This window comes from Aromatoleum tolulyticum, assembly GCF_900156155.1.
Lineage (GTDB): Bacteria > Pseudomonadota > Gammaproteobacteria > Burkholderiales > Rhodocyclaceae > Aromatoleum > Aromatoleum tolulyticum.
Map to the genome: position 1 here is coordinate 52,970 of NZ_FTMD01000005.1, position 17,004 is coordinate 69,973.

At 67.3% G+C, this 17,004-nt stretch carries 18 protein-coding genes; 7 read left to right on the plus strand and 11 right to left on the minus strand.

What is annotated here, in order from left to right; translation table 11 throughout:
• Positions 1–3: 3 nt before the first annotated feature.
• From cysT to BW991_RS08930, 3 genes are read left to right on the plus strand one after another with little or no spacing between them, the layout of a single operon-like run.
• The gene (gene cysT / locus BW991_RS08920; RefSeq protein WP_076601753.1) at positions 4–900 is read left to right on the plus strand and encodes a sulfate ABC transporter permease subunit CysT; all 897 of its coding nucleotides are present in this window, start codon (positions 4–6) and stop codon (positions 898–900) included.
• Positions 897–1,793 (plus strand): sulfate ABC transporter permease subunit CysW, encoded by an 897-nt coding sequence (cysW, locus tag BW991_RS08925; protein WP_076601754.1) that lies wholly within the window; start codon positions 897–899, stop codon positions 1,791–1,793. The genes cysT and cysW overlap by 4 nt, the downstream gene beginning before the upstream one ends.
• Positions 1,790–2,857, plus strand: coding sequence for a sulfate/molybdate ABC transporter ATP-binding protein (locus tag BW991_RS08930; RefSeq protein WP_076601755.1), 1,068 nt, complete (start codon positions 1,790–1,792; stop codon positions 2,855–2,857). Before cysW ends, BW991_RS08930 begins: the two co-directional genes overlap by 4 nt.
• Positions 2,858–2,878: 21 nt before the next feature.
• Here BW991_RS08930 and BW991_RS08935 read toward each other — a convergent pair whose 3' ends face one another.
• From BW991_RS08935 to BW991_RS08970, 8 genes are all read right to left on the minus strand, one after another.
• Complete coding sequence (locus BW991_RS08935; RefSeq protein ID WP_076601756.1) at positions 2,879–3,301, minus strand: VOC family protein; 423 nt, start codon at positions 3,299–3,301, stop codon at positions 2,879–2,881.
• 40 nt (positions 3,302–3,341) lie between these two features.
• A complete protein-coding gene (locus BW991_RS08940) occupies positions 3,342–4,124 on the minus strand; it encodes an ankyrin repeat domain-containing protein (protein WP_076601757.1) in 783 nt (260 codons plus the stop codon).
• 164 nt (positions 4,125–4,288) lie between these two features.
• Positions 4,289–7,750: a transcription-repair coupling factor gene (gene mfd / locus BW991_RS08945; RefSeq protein WP_076601758.1), complete on the minus strand. Its 3,462-nt coding sequence runs from the start codon at positions 7,748–7,750 to the stop codon at positions 4,289–4,291.
• A 70-nt stretch (positions 7,751–7,820) separates the two neighbouring features.
• Positions 7,821–8,558 carry a dienelactone hydrolase family protein gene (locus tag BW991_RS08950; protein ID WP_244551650.1) on the minus strand — a complete coding sequence of 246 codons (738 nt, stop codon included), beginning with the start codon at positions 8,556–8,558 and terminating at the stop codon, positions 7,821–7,823.
• Positions 8,555–9,667: an AmmeMemoRadiSam system radical SAM enzyme gene (gene amrS, locus BW991_RS08955; RefSeq protein ID WP_076601759.1), complete on the minus strand. Its 1,113-nt coding sequence runs from the start codon at positions 9,665–9,667 to the stop codon at positions 8,555–8,557. Before amrS ends, BW991_RS08950 begins: the two co-directional genes overlap by 4 nt.
• Before the next feature lies 1 nt (position 9,668).
• On the minus strand, positions 9,669–10,226 hold the full coding sequence (amrA, locus tag BW991_RS08960; protein WP_076601760.1) for an AmmeMemoRadiSam system protein A: 558 nt from the start codon (positions 10,224–10,226) through the stop codon (positions 9,669–9,671).
• Positions 10,204–11,031: an AmmeMemoRadiSam system protein B gene (gene amrB, locus BW991_RS08965; RefSeq protein ID WP_076601761.1), complete on the minus strand. Its 828-nt coding sequence runs from the start codon at positions 11,029–11,031 to the stop codon at positions 10,204–10,206. The genes amrA and amrB overlap by 23 nt, the downstream gene beginning before the upstream one ends.
• A gap of 55 nt (positions 11,032–11,086) precedes the next feature.
• The gene (locus BW991_RS08970; RefSeq protein WP_076601762.1) at positions 11,087–12,358 is read right to left on the minus strand and encodes an MgtC/SapB family protein; all 1,272 of its coding nucleotides are present in this window, start codon (positions 12,356–12,358) and stop codon (positions 11,087–11,089) included.
• A gap of 151 nt (positions 12,359–12,509) precedes the next feature.
• Here BW991_RS08970 and ispD point away from each other — a divergent pair, with 151 nt between their 5' ends.
• From ispD to BW991_RS08990, 4 genes are all read left to right on the plus strand, one after another.
• A complete protein-coding gene (gene ispD, locus BW991_RS08975) occupies positions 12,510–13,214 on the plus strand; it encodes a 2-C-methyl-D-erythritol 4-phosphate cytidylyltransferase (protein ID WP_170879071.1) in 705 nt (234 codons plus the stop codon).
• A gap of 1 nt (position 13,215) precedes the next feature.
• Positions 13,216–13,713: a 2-C-methyl-D-erythritol 2,4-cyclodiphosphate synthase gene (gene ispF, locus BW991_RS08980; RefSeq protein ID WP_076601763.1), complete on the plus strand. Its 498-nt coding sequence runs from the start codon at positions 13,216–13,218 to the stop codon at positions 13,711–13,713.
• 31 nt (positions 13,714–13,744) lie between these two features.
• Positions 13,745–14,269 carry an RNA 2',3'-cyclic phosphodiesterase gene (gene thpR, locus BW991_RS08985; protein WP_244551651.1) on the plus strand — a complete coding sequence of 175 codons (525 nt, stop codon included), beginning with the start codon at positions 13,745–13,747 and terminating at the stop codon, positions 14,267–14,269.
• Between the two features lie 164 nt (positions 14,270–14,433).
• A complete protein-coding gene (locus BW991_RS08990; RefSeq protein ID WP_076601765.1) occupies positions 14,434–14,919 on the plus strand; it encodes an aminoacyl-tRNA deacylase in 486 nt (161 codons plus the stop codon).
• A 125-nt stretch (positions 14,920–15,044) separates the two neighbouring features.
• On the opposite strand, the gene BW991_RS08995 is transcribed toward BW991_RS08990, so the two are convergent.
• The 3 genes from BW991_RS08995 to BW991_RS09005 all read right to left on the minus strand — a co-directional run bounded on the left by BW991_RS08995 (position 15,045) and on the right by BW991_RS09005 (position 17,004).
• Entirely contained in the window at positions 15,045–15,485 is a 441-nt protein-coding gene (locus BW991_RS08995; protein ID WP_076601766.1) for a host attachment protein, read from the minus strand.
• A 242-nt stretch (positions 15,486–15,727) separates the two neighbouring features.
• On the minus strand, positions 15,728–16,192 hold the full coding sequence (locus BW991_RS09000) for a flavodoxin family protein (protein WP_076601767.1): 465 nt from the start codon (positions 16,190–16,192) through the stop codon (positions 15,728–15,730).
• A complete protein-coding gene (locus tag BW991_RS09005) occupies positions 16,189–17,004 on the minus strand; it encodes a M90 family metallopeptidase (RefSeq protein ID WP_076601768.1) in 816 nt (271 codons plus the stop codon). The genes BW991_RS09000 and BW991_RS09005 overlap by 4 nt, the downstream gene beginning before the upstream one ends.

The following is a 17,004-nucleotide window of genomic DNA, read 5'->3' on the forward strand; positions in this document are numbered from 1 at the left end:
GACATGTTTCCCGCTCCCGCCAAACGGGATGGCGTCTTGCCCGGCTTCCGCCTGGGGCTGGGCTATACGCTGACCTACCTGACCCTGCTGGTGCTGATCCCGCTCGGTGGCATGATCCTCATGACCGGCAAGCTGACCTGGGGCAGTTTCTGGGACATCGCGACCGCGGAGCGCGCGCTCGCCTCGTACCGGGTCACCTTCGGCGCCTCCCTCTTCGCGGCGATCGTGAATGCCGTGTTCGGGCTGATCGTCGCATGGGTGCTGGTGCGCTATCCGTTTCCCGGCAAGCGCTTCGTCGACGCCCTCGTCGATCTGCCTTTCGCGCTGCCGACCGCGGTGGCCGGCATCACGCTCGCGACGCTGTACGCGGAGAACGGCTGGGTCGGACAGTTCCTCGCCAAGCTCGGCATCAAGGTCGCCTTCACGCCGCTGGGCATCGTCGTCGCGCTGATCTTCGTGACGCTTCCCTTCGTCGTCCGCACGCTGCAGCCGGTGATCGAGGACATCGAGGCCGAGGTCGAGGAGGCCGCCGCCTCGCTGGGCGCCACACGCTGGCAGACTTTCGTGCGGGTCCTGCTGCCGGGCATCTTCCCGGCCTGGCTCACCGGTTTCACCCTCGCGTTCTCGCGCGCGATCGGCGAGTTCGGCTCGGTGATCTTCATCGCCGGCAACATGCCGCTGATCTCGGAGATCACGCCCTTGCTGATCATCTCCAAGCTCGAGCAGTACGACCTGATCGGCGCGACGGCGCTTGCGGTCGTGATGCTGGTGATCTCCTTCGCGATGCTGCTGACGATCAACCTGCTGCAGTGGTGGGCCGCCAACCGTCACGCGAAGGGCAACGATGCCGAACCGGCCGAGGCGCTCGCTCCCGGCGCGCTGGTGGAGGCACGTCCATGACAGTACGCCGTGCCACCGCGGAGCCGCGCTGGGTCCGCCTGCTGCTGACGGGCGTCGCCCTCGGCTTCCTGTTCCTGTTCCTCGTCCTGCCGCTGATCGCGGTGTTCTGGGAAGCTTTCGCGCATGGCGCGCAGGCCTACTGGGAGGCGCTGAAGGAGTCCGAGGCGCGGTCGGCGATGCTGCTGACGCTGACCATCGCCGCGGTCGTGCTGCCCTTCAACATCGCCTTCGGCGTCGCCGCGGCGTGGGCGATCGCGAAGTTCGAATTCCGCGGCAAGAGCCTGCTCACGACGCTGATCGACCTGCCGTTCGCGGTGTCGCCGGTCGTCGCCGGCCTGATCTTCATCATCCTGTTCGGCGCGCAGGGCTTCTTCGGCTCCTGGCTCGTCGCGAACGAGATCAAGATCATCTTCGCGCTGCCGGGCATGGTGCTCGCGACGCTTTTCGTCACCTTCCCCTTCGTCGCACGCGAACTGATCCCGCTGATGCAGGCGCAGGGGCGCGACGAGGAGGAGGCCGCGATCTCGCTCGGTGCTTCCGGCTGGCAGATGTTCTGGCGCGTGACGTTGCCGAACATCAAGTGGGGCCTGATGTACGGCGTCATTCTCGCGAACGCACGCGCGATGGGCGAGTTCGGCGCCGTGAGCGTCGTCTCCGGTCACATCCGCGGCGAGACCAACACCCTGCCGCTGCACGTCGAGATCCTCTACAACGAGTACAACCAGATCGGCGCCTTCGCCGCGGCGACCGTCCTCGCCTTCCTCGGCCTCGTGACGCTGGTTGCGAAGACCGTCGTCGAGTGGCGCATGCGCAAGGAAACCGAAATGCTGACCGCCGATCTGCCGCCCGAAAAAACCGAACAGACCCCGACCGTGGCCACGGAACGCCCATGAGCATCGAAATCCGCAACATCAGCAAGCGCTTCGGCAACTTCGTCGCGCTGGACGACCTCTCCCTCGACATCCCGACCGGCGAACTGGTCGCGCTGCTGGGGCCTTCGGGCTGCGGCAAGACGACGCTGCTGCGCATCATCGCGGGCATGGAAACGCCCGACTCCGGGAACGTGCTGTTCGGCGGCGAGGAGGCGACGCACGTGCATGCGCGCGAGCGCCAGGTCGGCTTCGTGTTCCAGCACTACGCGCTGTTCCGCCACATGTCGGTGTTCGAGAACGTGGCCTTCGGTCTGCGCGTGCGTCCGCGCAAGGATCGCCCGAGCGAGGCCGAGATCCGCGAGCGCGTGATGGGCCTGCTCAAGCTCGTGCAGCTCGACTGGCTCGCGCAGCGCTACCCCTCCCAGCTCTCCGGCGGCCAGCGCCAGCGCATCGCGCTTGCCCGTGCGCTGGCGGTCGAACCCAAGGTGCTGCTGCTCGACGAACCCTTCGGCGCGCTCGACACCAAGGTGCGCAAGGAACTGCGCCGCTGGCTGCGCCGCCTGCACGACGAGATGCACATCTCCTCGGTGTTCGTGACGCACGACCAGGAAGAGGCGCTGGAAGTCGCCGACCGCGTCGTGGTGATGAACCGCGGTCACATCGAGCAGATCGGTTCGCCGGACGAGGTCTATTCCAGCCCGGCGTCGCCCTTCGTCTATCAGTTCCTCGGCAACGTGAACGTGTTCCACAGCCGCCTGCACGGCAGCTGGGCCGAGGTCGAGCGGGAAGGGGACGCGCGCGCGGCGGGGTCGATCGCGTTCGTGCGCCCGCACGACATCGAGCTCGACGTGGCGCCTATCGCCGGCGGCATGACGGCGGGGGTACGCCACGTGCATCGCATCGGACCGCTGGTGCGCGTCGAACTCGAGCACGATGGCGAGACGATCGAGGTCGAGCTGACGCGCGAGCGCGCGGCGAGCCTCGATCTGCCGGTCGGCAAGACCGTGTGGATCAAGCCGCGCCAGGCCAAGGTGTTCGCCGCCGAAGCGACTGCACCGGCCGGAAAGCAGCCCTTCCTGTTCTGATCGGCTGCCCCCGGCGGGCGGCTACTCTTCCGGAACAAACTGCGGGTTCCACACCACTTCCCACAGGTGGCCGTCCGGGTCCGCGAAATAGCCGGCGTAACCGCCCCAGAACGTGTTGCCGGCCGGCTTCACGATGCGTGCGCCGGCCTGCCGGGCCTGGTCCATGACCGCATCGACGTCCTGTTTCGATGCAACGTTGTGCCCCAGCGAGCATTCGGTGGAGGAGGGGGCGCCGGCAGGCAGTCCCGTATCGTGCGCGAGACTGTTCCGTGGCCAGAGCGCCAGCTTGACGCCGTGCTGGAGGTCGAAGAATGCGACGGCGCCATGTTCGAACTCGGTACCGATGATGCCTTGTGTGGGAAGGCCGAGGCCGTCGCGGTAGAAGCGCACGGCGCGCTCGAGGTCGTCCACGGCGAGGGTCAGGACTGTCAGTCTGGGCTTCATGTTTCCCTCCTGATATGTTGCGGCGTTGCCGGACGCAGGCTCAGCGCGTGGCCCCCTTGTCCCGGATCAGTTCGGCGACGTGCCTGGCTTCCACCGTGTCCAGTTTGCACGCAAGCGCGAGCGCGGATTCGCCTTTGCGGGTGCTGGTGAAGACGTCCGCGCCGTGTTCGACCAGCAGCCGGGCGATGTCCGCCACCCCGCCCGACAGCGACAGCAGGAGGGGCGTGTTGCCCAACGGATCGCGCACGTTAACCTGTGCGCCGCGGATGACGAGCGCCTCGGCAATGCTGCGGTAGCCCTCGGTCGGTTTGCCGCAGGCGACGAGGAGGGGCGTGAGGCCCAGGCGGTCGCGCGCGTTCACGTCCGCGCCGGCGTTCACCAGGATGCTGGCAATCACGGTGAAGCCGCTCTTCAGGGCGAAGAGCAGCGGCGGGGTGCCGTCGACCTCGATGCCGTGGATGCTGAATTTCGCTCGCACGAAGAGGTCGATGAGTGGGCGGTCGCCGGCGCGCAAGGCGGCGATGAATGCTTCCCGGTCGACGGTGATGCCGCGTTCGGCGAGTTCGCGGACCGCATGTTCGCGCCGCTCGGCTTGGCGGAAGGTCTCCAGTTCGCGGAATTCTCGCAGCGTGATGATGTCGGCCAGCACGAGGGGTGGAAAGCCCTGGCGGTCGCCGCGCTTGTCGATGAGGAGATCGCTGAAGTAATCGTGGATTTCGGGCGTATCCCACAGGAATTCGATGCGCGTGAGGATGCGGTCGAATTTCTCTTCGAGGTGGATCGGATACTTGTCGCCCAGGCACTCGAAGAGGGGGTGCTTCATCGATGTAGTTCCAGTCGTCGGGCGAACGCCGGAGTGGCATTCCCGTTATCTCGCAAACGATTTCCATTCTTGCATGATCGAGCCCGTTTCGGGGCCTCGGCGCGGCGGTCGCGGCACGGTCCCCGGACCGTGCCGCCGCAGCGCTGAGGTCGGGGGCGGGGCCGTCAGGCCCTGACCGCGTCGAGCAGCTCCCGTACGCCCTGCACGCGCTGTTTCAGGTTGGGCAGGCTGGCCTTGCGGATCAGCCGGTCGGGGCCGGACATCTTGGTGTTGCGGTCCTTCTGGATCAGCATGATCACCTTGACCGGATCAATCGGCGGGTTGGGCCCGAACTGGACGCTGATCTGCGCGTCGCTGGCGTCGAGCTTGGCGACGCCGTAGGGCTTCACGAGCAGGCGCAGGCGGTGCGATTCGATCAGGGCCTGGGTCTGCGGCGGCAGCTCGCCGAAGCGGTCGATCAGTTCCTCCTGCAGGCTGCGCAGCTCGTCGTCCGCATCGCAGTTGGCCAGGCGCTTGTAGAGCGTCAGACGCTCCTGCACGTCGGGGCAGTAGTCGTTCGGCAGCAGCGCGGGCGTGTGCAGGTTGATCTCGGAGACGACTTCCAGCGGCTGGCTGAGGTCGGGCTCCTTGCCCGCCTGCAGGTCGCGCACGGCGCGCTTGAGCATCTCGGTGTACAGGCTGAAGCCGACCTGCTGGATCTCGCCGGACTGATTCTCGCCGAGCACCTCGCCCGCGCCGCGGATCTCCAGGTCGTGCATCGCGAGGTAGAAGCCGGAACCGAGCTCCTCCATCGCCGTGATCGCCTCGAGGCGCTTCTGCGCCAGTGCCGTCGGCTTGGCATGGGCGTCCGTCAGCAGGTAGGCGTAGGCCTGGTGGTGGCTGCGCCCGACGCGGCCGCGCAGCTGGTGGAGCTGGGCGAGGCCGAAGCGGTCGGCGCGGTTGATGATGATGGTGTTGGCAGTGGGGATGTTGATGCCGGTCTCGATGATGGTCGTGCACAGCAGCAGGTTGGCGCGCTGCGACGTGAAGTCGCGCATCACGCGTTCGAGTTCGCGCTCCGGCAGCTGGCCGTGGCCGACGACGATGCGTGCCTCGGGCACCAGTTCCGCGAGGTCGTCGCGCACGTTTTCGATCGTCTCGACCTCGTTGTGCAGGAAATACACCTGGCCGCCGCGCTTGAACTCGCGCAGCACCGCCTCGCGCACGATGCCCTTGCTGTGGCGCTGCACGAAGGTCTTGATCGCGAGGCGCTTCTGCGGCGCGGTGGCAATCACCGAAAACTCGCGCAGGCCTTCGAGCGCGAGGCCGAGCGTGCGCGGGATCGGCGTCGCGGTGAGGGTCAGGATGTCGATCTCGCTGCGCAGCGCCTTCAGGGCCTCCTTCTGGCGCACGCCGAAGCGGTGCTCCTCGTCGATGATGACGAGGCCGAGGCGCTTGAAGACGACGTCCTTCTGCAGCAGGCGATGCGTGCCGATGATGATGTCGACCTTGCCTTCGGCGAGCTGCTTGAGGGCTTCGGCCTGTTCCTTGGCGCTCTTGAAGCGCGACAGCTCGGCGATGCGGATCGGGAAGTCGGCGAAGCGGTCGGCAAAGGTCTGGTAGTGCTGTTCGGCCAGCAGCGTGGTCGGGGTCAGGACGACCACCTGCTTGCCGTCGGCCACCGCGATGAAGGCCGCGCGCAGGGCGACCTCGGTCTTGCCGAAGCCGACGTCGCCGCACACGAGGCGGTCCATCGGCCGGCCGGATTTCATGTCGGCGATGACGGCGTCGATCGCGCCCTGCTGGTCCGGGGTGGTCTCGAAGCCGAAGCCTTCCGCGAACGCGTCGAGGTCGTGCTGCTTGAAATCGAAGCGGTGGCCGGGGCGGGCCGCGCGCTGCGCGTACAGGGCCAGCAGTTCGGCCGCGGTGTCGCGCACCTGCATGGCGGCCTTGCGCTTGGCCTTGTCCCACTGGCCGGAGCCGAGGCGGTGCAGTTCGACGGCCTCCGGGGCGGCACCGGCGTAGCGCGAGATCACGTGCAGCTGGGCGACCGGCACGTAGAGCTTGTCGCCGTTGGCGTATTCCAGGTCGAGGAACTCGGTCTGCCCCTCGCCGAGGTCCATGTGGATCAGCCCGAGGTAGCGGCCGATGCCGTGCGACTCATGCACCACCGGGTCGCCCGGTCGCAGCTCGGAGAGGTCGCGCAGCCACCCCTCCATCGTCGCCGCCTTGCGTGCGTCGCGGCGGGCGCGCGTGCGCGTGGTGGCGGCATACAGCTCGGATTCGGTGACGATCGCGATCTTCGCGTCGGGCAGCAGGAAGCCGGTGGCGAGCGGGCCGACGCCCAGCGCGAGGGGCTCGGATGATGCGAGAAAGCCCGCGAAATCCGCACTTGCAGCGGGTTTCAGCCCGTATTCGGCGAAGAATTCCGACATCGTCTCGCGCCGGCCCGGGGCGTCGGCCAGCACCAGCATCCGTCCGCCAGCCGCGGCCCATTCGCCTTCGAGGAAGGCTTTGAAACGATGCAGCGGATCGGTCGCCTTGCGCTCCACGGACAAGTCGGGGAGCTGCGCCGCCGCGGCGGCGGTTTCGGCGCCGGCATCCGGTGCGGCGATGTGGACGCGCGGGCGATCCTTGAGCGCGGTGTAGAAGGACTCCTGGCCGAGGAACAGCGCTTCCGGCGGCAGCACCGGACGTGTGCGGTCGCCCTTGAGGAAGTCGTAGCGCGAGCGCGTGTCGCGCCAGAACTCGTCGATCGCGGTCGGAACGTCACGGTGCAGGACCACTGCGGCATCGGCCGGCAGGTAGTCGAACAGGGTAGCCGTGTCGTCGAAGAACAGCGGCAGGAAGTACTCGATGCCCGCCGGTGCGATGCCGTTCGACACGTCCTTGTACAGCGACACGCGCGAGGGGTCGCCCTCGAAGGTTTCGCGGAAGCGGCTGCGGAAGTGCGTGCGTCCCTTCTCGTCCATCGGGAACTCGCGCGCCGGCAGCATGCGGATCTCCGGCACGGGATAGACGGTACGCTGCGTGTCCGGATCGAAGGTCTTGATGCTCTCGACCTCGTCGTCGAAGAGGTCGATGCGGAAGGGCAGGGCCGCCCCCATCGGATAGAGATCGACCAGTCCGCCGCGGACCGAGAATTCACCGGGGCTGACCACCTGCGTGACGTGGGTGTAACCGGCGATCGCCATCTGGTTGCGCAGCTGGTCGACGTCGAGTCTCGTGCCCTGCTTCAGGAAGAAGGTGTAGGCCGCGAGGAAGGCGGGCGGCGCCATGCGGTACAGCGCCGTCGAGGCCGGCACCAGGACGACGTCGGCCTCGCCGCGGCTCACCGCGTACAGCGTCGACAGGCGCTCGGAGATCAGGTCCTGGTGCGGCGAGAAGCTCTCGTAGGGCAGCGTTTCCCAGTCGGGCAGCAGGTGCGTGCGCAGGCCCGGCGCGATCCATGCGATCTCGTCCTGCAGGCGCTGGGCGTCGAGCGGGTTGGCCGTCACCAGCAGCAGGCAGCGCCCGCGCGACGCGAGCTGGGCGACCGCGACCGCGTCGGCGGAGCCGGCGAGGGCGGGGAGGTCGAGGCGTGCGCCGGGTTTCGGGAAGGCGAGGGAGGCGAGCTGCGGAATCAGGGCGTCGAGCGGTCGGGACATCGGGCTGTTGCGGCCGGGCCGCTAACGAACGTGTGGGGAAAGGGTAGAAGGGCGGCAAACGAGGAGCGGATTATAGGGGATGCGCCGGCGGTGATTGGTCCGCAGTTCCCGCTGATGCCGGTTCGGCAGCGGTGCCGTCGTGGATGCGTTGCTCGGCCGGGCCGGGCGCGGGCAGTTTCTCTCGCAGCCATGCTGCAGCGAGTTCGCCGAAGCGTTCGATGACTCCCGGTTCGCGGAATTCGTCCGACGCTCCGTCGAGCACTTGCCAGTCGTGCGGGCAACGCAGATGTTCGAAGGCCTGACGGATCATTGCGGCCTGCGGGTCGTCGCTGCCGACCACCATGCGCAGCGGCACGGCAAGCGTGTTGAGTGGCGTCAGGCCGGCGAGGTCGGGCCGGCCTGCGCGGCAGACGATCGCCGACAGCCTGTCGCCAGCCTTCCATCCGGCGCGGATCGCCGCGCCGCTCGCGGTGTCGGAGGAGACCAGGCCCACTCCGAGTCCGGCCAGCGGCGGCTGGTGGCCGACCCAGTCGAGCACCGCCACCACCCGGTGGGCCATCTGCGGTACGTTGAAGCGGGCGTCCGGGTCCCGCGCTTCCTCGTAGGCGGTGAGCAGATTGATCAGCAGCGTCGCGAACCCGGCACGCTGCAGTTCGCGCGCCACGCGCAGGTCGCGCGACTGTCCGAACGGGCTGCCGGCCGGCCGCAGCACCACGGCAAGGCCATCCACGTCGGGCGCATGCACGAGCTCGCCGTTGAGCCAGATGTGCTCGAAGGGAATGCTGATGTCGGTCGTTCGCAGTTTCACGATTGGGTGGTTCCGGGTCTGGGTTTCGCAGGCACGGCGGGCTGCCGATGGATGGCGACCGGGATGCGCCGCGAACCGAAGGGCGACGAGAAGTGCCCAAAGCGGCCGGCGAGTGCGGTGCCGCACTTGCGGCAGGCGCCCGCGTCGTCGAGCGCGTAATCGAGGATTTCGTACCAGTCGCGTTCGATCAACGCGGTGCCGCAATGCGTGCAGCGCGTGATGCCGCCTTCGCGGTCATGCACGTTGCCGGTGTAGACGTGCTTCAGCCCTTCCGCGAGCGCGATGCGGCGCGAGCGTGTCAGCGTTGCCGGCGGCGTCGGCGGAAGGTCGGTGAGCTTGAAGTCGGGGTGGAAGGCGGTGAAGTGCAGGGGCACTTCGGTGCCCAGTTCCTTCGCGACCCATTGCGACAGCGCGCGGACCTCGTCCTCCGAGTCGTTGAGCCCCGGGATCAGGAGCGTCGTGATCTCCACCCACACATCGCTCTCGTGAACCAGCCACTTGAGCGTATCGAGCACCGGCTGCAGGTGCGCGCCGCATTCCCTGACGTAGAACTCGTCCGTGAATGCCTTGAGGTCGACGTTGGCGGCATCCATGTGGGCGTAGAACTCGGGGCGCGCGAGTTCGGTGATGTAGCCGGCCGTCACGGCAACCGCCTTCAGGCCCCGCGCATGGCACGCCTTTGCCGTGTCGATCGCATACTCGGCAAAGATCACCGGGTCGTTGTAGGTGAACGCCACGCTGCTGCAACCCCAGTCCGCAGCGGTGCGTGCGATCTCCTCAGGGGCGGCGGCGTCCATCAGGCGGTCCATGTCGCGGGATTTGGAAATATCCCAGTTCTGGCAGAACTTGCACGCGAGGTTGCAGCCCGCGGTGCCGAACGAGAACACGCTGGTGCCGGGGTAGAAGTGGTTGAGCGGTTTCTTCTCGATCGGATCGATGCAGAAGCCCGAGCTTCGTCCATAGGTGGTGAGGACGATCGCGTCGCCTTCGCGCATGCGCACGAAGCACGCCCCGCGCTGGTCCGCGTGCAGCCGGCAGTATCGCGGGCACAGATCGCACTGGATGCGACCGTCGTCAAGATGATGCCAGTAGCGCGCGGGGTAGTTCATTTCACGGTTCCTTCCACTTTCGCACCGTGTAGGTCGCCGCCATCAGGTCCGGAGTGGGGCGATCCGGTGCGAGGCCGGCCTTCTGCTTGAGCGCAGCGAGGAACATGCGCGGTTCCGGGAGCTGCTCCCATACCTGCGGCAGGAAGGTCGCGCTGCGACAGCCGGAGAACAGCAGCAGTCCATCGACCCCGGGACGCAGCTTGCGTATCAGCTCGTCCTCGCCCGAGAACTCGACGAACTCGGGGGGCGACAGCAGCGACACCTCGATGTCCACCTTGTCGAGTTCCTCGCGCGACATCGGCGGAAATCGCGGATCCCTCGTTGCGGCACCCACCGCATTGATTACGACATCTTCGCCGAGCGATCGTTGCGGGCGGACGCTGCCGATGCAGCCGCGCAGTTCCCCTTTGCGCCTGATCGTCACGAAAGTCGCGCCGCGTTCGGTGAGCCGTGGATCGCCGTCGGGCGGATCCTTCTCGGCGCCGAGTTCGTGCGCGATCGCGTGTCGCGCACGCGCAAGCAGGATCTGGCCGAGTTCAGTGTCGGGCGGAAGCGGCATGGCTGGACGATTCGCAGAACGCGATGCTGGTGTAGCCGACGACGCGCGCGCGGTCCCCCGCCGTGTCGCCGGAGTTGCGCAAGTCGAGCAGATGCGGTTCGACGCCGTGACGTGCCGCGACGCGCAGCAGTCCGTTGATCGGCGTCGCGCCGCAGGCCTGGTCGTGGTCGAGGCCGGTGCGCAGCTTGAGGATCTGGTCGACCGAACTGCGGTCGGTGCAGCAGGCCTGCGCATAGGGCTGATAGTGCGAGAGGTCCGAGCTGATGACGATCAGTGTTTCGGGGCCGCCCCACAGCGCGTCGAGGATATCCGCGACCTGATCGCCGCTCGCGCCGCCCACCAGCAGCGGGACGAGCTCGAAGGCGTCGAGGATGGTCTGCAGGAAGGGAAGCTGCACCTCCAGGCAATGCTCGAGCGCATGCGGGCGGTCGTCGACGACGACATCGGCGCGTTGCTGCAGCGCGAGCCAGTCCTTGCGGCTGACCGGCACAGGTCCGAGCGGCGTCGAAAACACCTGGGCCGCCGGCAGCGCGAACGATGCGACGGGCATGCGGTGGGCGGGCCCCAGCAGCACCACGCGCCGCACCACGTCGCGCAGCCCTGCCGCCGCCGCATACGCGCTGGCCGCAACCGGACCGGAATAGACGTAGCCTGCATGCGGCACGATGAGCGCCTTCGGCGCGGACACGGCTTCCAGTGGCACGGCGGTCGAGAGCATTTCACCGATCTGGGCCTGCAGCACCTGCGGATCGTCGGGATAGAAGTAGCCGGCGACCGCAGCGGGGCGAATGGAGGCAGTGGCCATGGAATTCCTTTCGGGTGAGGTGGCGGGAACGAACGCGTTGTTCAGCCTTTGCTAATTATAGGCTTCCCGGAAACATTGCGAGCCAGGCGATCCCGCCGCCCAGGCCGGCCGCGACCGCGCCCATGCCGCCGAGAATCTTCATGCCCAGCGGCCGTCCGCCCACGACGACGGCAATGCCGGTCTTGAACGCGAGATTCGCGATCATTGCCAGGCAGATGGCGATCGCCGCGACGTCGAGCGCGAGCTTCCCGAGGTTGAAGAGGCGCATGCTGGACAGCGCGATCGCATCCATGTCGGTGAGGCCGGACACCAGCGCGAGGGCGTACATCCCCTGCTTGCCCGCGATCTCGGAGAGCCAGGCAGAGACGAAGAGCACCACGGCATATACCGCGCCGAAGCCGAGCGCGGCGCGCAGTTCGGTCGGGTTGCGCGTTTCGGGCATGAAGGCCTGGCCGCTCGTCTGCTCGCGCCAGTACCAGAACAGGCTGAGTGCGCCGAGGAGCAGGGCGGGGGCGATCGCCAGCGCCAGCGACTTCACGACGCCCGGCGCCACCACCGCCGCGATCACGGCGACGCGGATCATCATCACCAGGTTCGCGAGCACGATCACGAGTGCCGCCATCGGGGCGGAGCGCGGTGTTTCGCGCGCATTGCGTGCGTAGATGAGCGTCGTCGCGGTGCTCGATGCGAGTCCGCCGGCGATGCCGACAAAGGCCGCGCCGTAGCGCGCGCCGACCAGGCGCAGCGTCGCGTAGCCCGCAAGGCTCAGGCCCGAGATCAGCACCACCATCCACCAGATCTGGCGCGGATTGATCGCGTTGTACGGGTCGAAGGTTTCGTCCGGGAGAAAGGGCAGGATGACCAGCGACAGGACGGCGAACTGGAAGATCGAGATCCATTCCTTCGCCTCCAGCCGCGTCGCGACGCCCCGCAGCTCGGTCTTGAAGTAGAGCAGGATCGTCGTCGCAACCGACAGGATCACCGCCACCATCGCATGTCCCAGCCATACGGCGACCCCCAGGCAGTAGCACACCAGCAGGGCGGCCACGGAGGTCGTCCCCGGATCGACCGGATCCGGATGGCGCAGGTAGGCGGCGATGATCATCGCGCCGATGATCGCCATGCCGACGACCACCGGCGCGATGGAGACGAGGTGCTCGCCGAGCATCGCGGCCAGCGCGCCGAACAGGCCGACGATGCCGAAGGTGCGGACGCCGGCTCGCGCCGACGCGACGCGCTCGCGCTCGAATCCGATCAGCAGACCGATGCCGATCGCGATCAGGAAAGCCTCGATCTGGGCAAGATCGACCGGTTTTGCAAAGGGCACTGCGGGCTCTCCTTTCACTCGTTCTGTGCGGGTTTCGCGGGGCGGCCTCGTTCCTTCCTTCCTGTTTGCAACTTTATTCCAATCGCCGCCGGCGCGCACGCGATGGGCGGAGTTTCGCCAGGCCTGGTGCGGCACGGTTAGAATCCGCGCCATGCAGAACTTTCATCCCCGCCATTTCGCGATCGTCCCGGCTGCCGGCAGCGGCAGCCGCATGGGCGCATCGCAGCCGAAGCAGTATCTCGAGCTGCTCGGCAAGCCGCTCATCCGGCATTCGCTCGAAGTGCTGTGCGCGACGCCGGAGATCGACAAGGTCTTCGTCGTGCTCTCGGTCGGCGATGCGGAGTGGAAGCGCCACGACTGGTCCGGCCTCGGCCCCAAGCTGGTGCCGCTGTTCTGCGGCGGCGCCACGCGCGCCGACAGCGTGCTGGGCGGCTTGCGCGCGATTGCGCGCGAGGCGGAGCAGTCGGACTGGGTGCTCGTGCATGATGCGGCGCGCCCCTGTCTCGCCCGCTGGCACATCGAGAAGCTGATCCGCGATCTCGCCCACGACGAGGTCGGCGGCATTCTGGCGGTTCCCGTCGCCGATACGCTCAAGCGTGCCGACGCGCATCGCCACGTGCTCGAGACCGTGCCGCGCGACAGCCTGTGGCAGGCGCAGACGCCGCAGATGTTCCGCTACGTGATGCTGCGCCGTGCGCTGGAGGCCGCGAGCAACGTCACCGACGAGGCCAGCGCGATCGAGGCCGCCGGCCTGCGGCCCCGGCTGATCGAGGGCGACGCCACCAACCTGAAGGTCACCTATCCGCTCGACCTGCACCTGGCCGAGTGGATCCTCACGAACAGGGAGTCCCGTTGAGATGAAAGTACCCTTCCGCATCGGCCAGGGCTTCGACGTGCATGCCCTGGTGCCGGGACGCCCGCTGATCGTGGGCGGGGTCACGATTCCCTATGAGCGCGGGCTGCTCGGCCATTCCGACGCCGACGTGCTGTTGCACGCGCTGACCGATGCACTGCTCGGTGCCGCGGGTATGGGCGACATCGGGCGCCTGTTCCCCGACACCGATCCGCAGCACGCCGGCGCGGACAGCCGCGTGCTGCTGCGCGAGGCCTACGCCGCCGTGCGTGCTGCCGGCTTTGCGGTCGTCAACGTCGACGCCACGGTGATCTGCCGCGCACCGCGGATCCTGCCGCATGCCCCGGCGATGGTCGCGAACATCGCGGCCGACCTCGGGATCGAGGAAGCGGTGGTGAATATCAAGGGCAAGACCACCGAGAAGCTCGGCTTCACCGGTCGCGGCGAAGGCATTGCCGCCCAGGTCGTGGCCCTGCTCGTACAGGATGACGCGGCTGCCTGATCCTGCGCCCGGCGCAAGGCAGCGCGCGCGGGTGTACTTCGCCCTCTGGCCCGCGCCGGCGGTCGCGCGCAGGCTGCACAAGGAGGCCGAGTGCGCACACGGACTCGCCGGTGGTCGCCGCATGCGCCGCGACACCCTGCACCTGACGCTCGCCTTCATCGGCGACATTCCGCGCGCGCGCCTCGACGACCTGCGCGCGGCGGCGGGCAAGGTCGCATTCTCGCCGTTCATGCTCCGGCTCGACCGCGTTGCCGGCTGGCGCCACAACCACATCGTGTGGGCGGGGGCGAGCGAATTGCCGGAGGAACTGGAATCGCTCGTGACGCAGCTCAACGCCGCGCTCGCCGAAGGGGGCTTCCCCGTCGAACGCCGCAAGTTCGCCGCGCACGTCACGCTGCTGCGCAACGCACGCGGCGAGTTTCCGGCAGCGGAGCTCGATCCTCCGATCGAATGGCCGGTGGGCGAATTCGTGCTGGTCGAGTCCGATCCCAAGCCCGAAGGGGCGCAATACACCGTGCTCGAATCCTGGCCGGGCACAGCCGGCGCGCAGGACTGAGCCGGCGGGCAGGGGGGTGCTGCATCCCTGCAAGCTCGCCGCCGGCATCCTAAAATACATCGTCGGCGAACGCGCAGGGGCGCCGCAGGGAGGGTTTCCGGATCCCAATATTGCCAAGGGCGACGTACAAGAATTGCCCGCACCTGATGACCAGGAGAACTGCCATGGCAATCCCGTCGAGAGTTCACGAATACATGATGGAGCACGGTCTGCGCTACGACGTGCTGAGCCATCCCCATTCCCACAGCAGCATGGATACCGCGCACCTTGCGCGCATTCCGGCGAGCAGCCTCGCGAAATCGGTCGTGCTCGAGGACGACCACGGCTACCTGATGGCCGTGCTGCCGTCGACACAGCACGTGCAGCTGGGCATCCTGAGCCGGGCGATGCATCGCGAGTTGCGCCTGGCGAGCGAGTCCGAACTGTCCGAGCTGTTCGGCGACTGCGAAGCCGGTGCGGTGCCGCCGCTGGGGGCGGTCTACGGCATGCGCATGATCGTGGATGAAAGTCTCGCCGACGAGGACGAGATCTACTTCGAGGCTGGCGACCACGAAAAAATCATCCAGATGAGCCGCAGCGACTTCATGACCATGATGGAAATGGAGAATGCCGAGCGCATGCAATTCAGCGGGCGCCAGTGGCGGCATTGAAATTACGGCGCGCGCGCAGCGCAGGTGAAAAAAAAGCGGGGCGCCAAGCGCCCCGCTGCTCTTCGGGACCGCTCATCACGGTCCCATCGTCTCCTGAAGAGAGACGCTCGAAGAATCGGCCGGAATCAGACGAACAGGCAGGACGCGAGGCGTTCGCGCAGCACCGGTTCGGGTTCCTTGGTGTAGTCCTTTTCGAAGCGGTCCGTGATCAGCTGGGCGGTCGGGTTGTCGAGCACCGAATTGAGCATTCCCATGAATGCCGGCGGCGCGAAGACGATGGCCCGGCCGAATGCGTTCGTGGCTCGTCCTTTGTATAGCTCCTGTGCAATCTCCTGGGCAAAGACCTTGGCCTCGTGAGTCTTGGGCTGCGTCTGTGCCTGCTTCGAACCCGATGCGTTGCCTGCCGAGGGTGACGCTCCGGCGCGGTCTGTTACGAGTTCGGAATTCTTCTGTCGACTTTCGGGGTGGATCAGCTCCTTAACCAGCGTCAGGCCCTTGTTGGGACCAAGGTTCGCATACAGTTTGGCCAGGCTGGCATTGGCAACCAGAATCCAGGTAATCGCCATGAATCGTCCTCCGGGATTTGAGTCGAACGGACAGCACGCTGCGCCTGCGAAAGCAGCGATTCCAGCTTAGACCGGCTGTCACAGGATCGCAATCGAATTTCGTCTGCGGCGTTTGCAGCGATTCGCGAAAGGCGCGCAGGACCTGGATTCACAGGACTTTTCGGGTGCCGGACATACGCCATAAAACCCTTATGGAATATCAGCGCACGCATCGTTCGTGCCCGTGCGGGCCGGCCGGGCGGTCAGAAGATCCCGAGCGCGAGTCCGCTTGCGATCGCCTCGCCGAGTTCCTCGCATTGCACGAGCGCGTCGTCGGTGACGAGCTTGCGTACGATCACCGCTTCCGCCACCGCCTTCCATCCATAGCCGCGGGCGATGCGTTCGATCTCGCGCACCGCGCCCGTCCCGTCGTTCCCCGCGCTGACGAACACGGCGTAGGGCAGGGCCGTGAGCTTGCCTTCGCAGGGGTAATAGGTGCGATCGAAGAAGTCCTTGAGCGCGCCGGACATGTAGCCGAAGTTCTCGGGCGTGCCGAGCAACAGGGCGTCACAGGCGAGCAGGTCGTCGACGCCCGCATCGAAGGCCCGCTTCACGACGGTTTCGGTCTCGGCCACGCGTCGCGCGCCGCGCACGACCGCCTCCGCCAGACGGCCGGTATTACCGGACTGGGTGTGATACACGACCAGCAGCCGCTTGCGTTCGCTCATGGCGATTCGACGCCCGCGTCCCGCGGCGGTTCGCCGTACACGCGCCGTTCGCCGGCCGCGGGGTCGGCGCCGTAGAACTGCCGCAGCTGCTCGTAGATTGCCGGGAAGTCCTCCTGCAGCAGGCAGGGGGCTTCGAAGAAGGTCTCGGACGCGACGGCGAAGAACTCGCCCGGGCTCTCGGCGCCGTAGGGGTCGAGCGCCGTCTCCTGGTGTGTGTCGACCTGCCGGCAGAAGCGCTCGTAGCCCGCGGAGAAGGCCTGCGCCCACGCCTTGCGCGACATCCCCGCGGGCAGCAGGGGCAGGCCGTCGACCTCGCCGTTTTCCATGTCGAGCTTGTGGGCGAACTCGTGGACCACGACATTCACACCCTCCGGCGCGTCCTGCTCGTCATGCCACGACACCAGCACCGGGCCGCCTTCCCACGCTTCGCCGAGCACCTCGTCGTCGTATTCGTGCACGACGCCGGTCTCATCCATGATCTTGCGCGGAATGACGAAATCCCCCGGGTACACGATCACGCCGATCCAGCCGCGGTAGGCGTGCAGCCCGATGCGCAGTACCGGCAGGCAGGCCTGCAGGGCGATCGTGACGATGACCTCGTCGGTGAGCGCGAAGCCGCGGGCGCCGTAGAACTGCTTCTCGGCGATGAAGGCGCGCGCCAGTTCGCGCAGCCGCCGGCGGTGCTCCGGCCCGAGGTAATCGAGGAAGGGCAGCCGCGCTTCCGCACGCGCCCACATCTCGTCGGAAACCGACACCGCATCGACGCGGCGCGTCCTGCGCCAGCGGCGGAAGCGTTCGAGGATGCCGATCAT

Bases quoted from the DNA above. Each gene is read 5' to 3' on its own strand.
- cysT (WP_076601753.1), top strand. From the start codon at position 4: ATGTTTCCCGCTCCCGCCAAACGGGATGGCGTCTTGCCCGGCTTCCGC.
- cysW (WP_076601754.1), top strand. From the start codon at position 897: ATGACAGTACGCCGTGCCACCGCGGAGCCGCGCTGGGTCCGCCTGCTG.
- BW991_RS08930 (WP_076601755.1), top strand. From the start codon at position 1,790: ATGAGCATCGAAATCCGCAACATCAGCAAGCGCTTCGGCAACTTCGTC.
- BW991_RS08935 (WP_076601756.1), bottom strand. From the start codon at position 3,301: ATGAAGCCCAGACTGACAGTCCTGACCCTCGCCGTGGACGACCTCGAG.
- BW991_RS08940 (WP_076601757.1), bottom strand. From the start codon at position 4,124: ATGAAGCACCCCCTCTTCGAGTGCCTGGGCGACAAGTATCCGATCCAC.
- mfd (WP_076601758.1), bottom strand. From the start codon at position 7,750: ATGTCCCGACCGCTCGACGCCCTGATTCCGCAGCTCGCCTCCCTCGCC.
- amrS (WP_076601759.1), bottom strand. From the start codon at position 9,667: ATGAACTACCCCGCGCGCTACTGGCATCATCTTGACGACGGTCGCATC.
- amrA (WP_076601760.1), bottom strand. From the start codon at position 10,226: ATGCCGCTTCCGCCCGACACTGAACTCGGCCAGATCCTGCTTGCGCGT.
- amrB (WP_076601761.1), bottom strand. From the start codon at position 11,031: ATGGCCACTGCCTCCATTCGCCCCGCTGCGGTCGCCGGCTACTTCTAT.
- ispD (WP_170879071.1), top strand. From the start codon at position 12,510: ATGCAGAACTTTCATCCCCGCCATTTCGCGATCGTCCCGGCTGCCGGC.
- ispF (WP_076601763.1), top strand. From the start codon at position 13,216: ATGAAAGTACCCTTCCGCATCGGCCAGGGCTTCGACGTGCATGCCCTG.
- BW991_RS08990 (WP_076601765.1), top strand. From the start codon at position 14,434: ATGGCAATCCCGTCGAGAGTTCACGAATACATGATGGAGCACGGTCTG.
- BW991_RS08995 (WP_076601766.1), bottom strand. From the start codon at position 15,485: ATGGCGATTACCTGGATTCTGGTTGCCAATGCCAGCCTGGCCAAACTG.
- BW991_RS09000 (WP_076601767.1), bottom strand. From the start codon at position 16,192: ATGAGCGAACGCAAGCGGCTGCTGGTCGTGTATCACACCCAGTCCGGT.
- BW991_RS09005 (WP_076601768.1), bottom strand. From the start codon at position 17,004: ATGATCGGCATCCTCGAACGCTTCCGCCGCTGGCGCAGGACGCGCCGC.